A 1,639-nucleotide genomic window follows, 5' to 3' on the forward strand; every position below is an offset into this window, starting at 1 on the left:
GCGCTGGAGAAGGGCGAGACCACCGCGGTCGGCCTGCTCGACGCCTACCTCGCCCGGATCGAGGCCTACGACCGGCCCGGCACCACCACGGCGCTCAACTCACTCGTCGTGATGAATCCGGACGCCCGCGCCGACGCCGAGGCCTCCGACGCCCGCCGCGCCCGCGGCGAGACGCTCGGCCCCCTCGACGGCATCCCCTACACCGCGAAGGACAGCTACCTCGCCAAGGGCCTGACCGCCGCCGCCGGCTCACCCGCGTTCGAACACCTCGTCGCCCAGCGCGACGCCTTCGCCATCGAGCGGCTGCGCGCCGCCGGTGCCGTGCTCATCGGCCTGACCAACATGCCCCCGATGGCGAACGGCGGCATGCAGCGCGGCGTCTACGGCCGCGCCGAGAGCCCCTACAGCGCCGACTGGCTGACCAGCGCGTACGGCTCCGGCTCGTCGAACGGCTCGGGCACCGCCACGGCGGCCTCGTTCGGCGCGTTCGGCCTCGGCGAGGAGACCTGGTCCTCGGGCCGGGCGCCCGCCTCGTACAACGCCCTGTGCGCCTACACCCCCAGCCGCGGCGTGATCTCGGTGCGCGGCAACTGGCCACTCGTACCGACCATGGACGTCGTGGTCCCGCACACCCGCACCATGGCCGACCTCCTCGAACTGCTCGACGTCGTCGTCGCCGACGACCCGGACACCCGCGGCGACCTGTGGCGGTCCCAGCCCTGGGTGCGACTCCCCGCACCGTCCCGGGTCCGTCCGGCCTCCTACCCGGCACTGGCCCCGGCGGACGCGGCGGCGGCGCGCGCGACGCTCGCCGGCAAGCGCGTCGGCGTGCCCGGGATGTACATCAACGCCGACCCCGACGCCGGGACCAACCCCGACGGCGGCATCGGCGGCCAGACCGGGCAGCGGATCGACACCCGCGCCTCCGTCATCGCCCTGTGGCAGGCCGCCCGCCGCGACCTTGAGGCCGCGGGCGCCGAGGTCGTCGAGGTCGACTTCCCCGTGGTGACCAACTACGAGTCCGACCGCCCCGGCGCGCCCTCGCTGCCCACCCGCGGCCTGGTCGGCCGCGACTTCCTCGCCGTCGAGATCGAGGACCTGTCCGCCTGGGCATGGGACGACTTCCTGCGCGCCAACGGCGACCCGCGGCTCGCCACCCTGACCGAGGTCGACGGCGACCGCATCTTCCCCAAGCACCAGGGCGAACTCCCCGACCGCTACGCCGGCTTCGACGACACGATCGGCGACTACCCGCGCTTCGTTCGCGAGCGCCCGTACGCGTCCTTCACCGACATGCCGCACCTCGAGGAGGGCCTGCGCGGCCTGGAGGAGACCCGCAGGATCGACCTGGAGCAGTGGATGGACGGGCTCGGCCTGGACGCCGTGGTCTTCCCCGCCGTCGCCGACGTCGGCCCGGCCGACATGGACGTGAACGAGGCCTCCGCCGACCTCGGCTGGCGCAACGGCGTGTGGGTCGCGAACGGCAATCTCGTCCCGCGCCACCTCGGCATCCCGACCGTGACCGTGCCGATGGGCACCATGACCGACATCGGCATGCCGGTGGGGCTGACCTTCGCGGGCCGCGCCTACGACGACAACCTGCTGCTCCAGCTCGCCGCCGCCTTCGAGACGACCGGGC

General features: G+C 73.9%; 1 protein-coding gene. It reads left to right on the top strand.

The window, feature by feature from the left end; translation table 11 throughout:
* Positions 1-1,639: amidase (locus tag ACFVHV_RS43775; RefSeq protein WP_380359483.1), on the top strand; the 1,639-nt coding region annotated here is incomplete at both ends.

It is taken from the genome of Kitasatospora sp. NPDC127116, from assembly GCF_042677365.1.
Lineage (GTDB): Bacteria > Actinomycetota > Actinomycetes > Streptomycetales > Streptomycetaceae > Kitasatospora > Kitasatospora lactacystinica.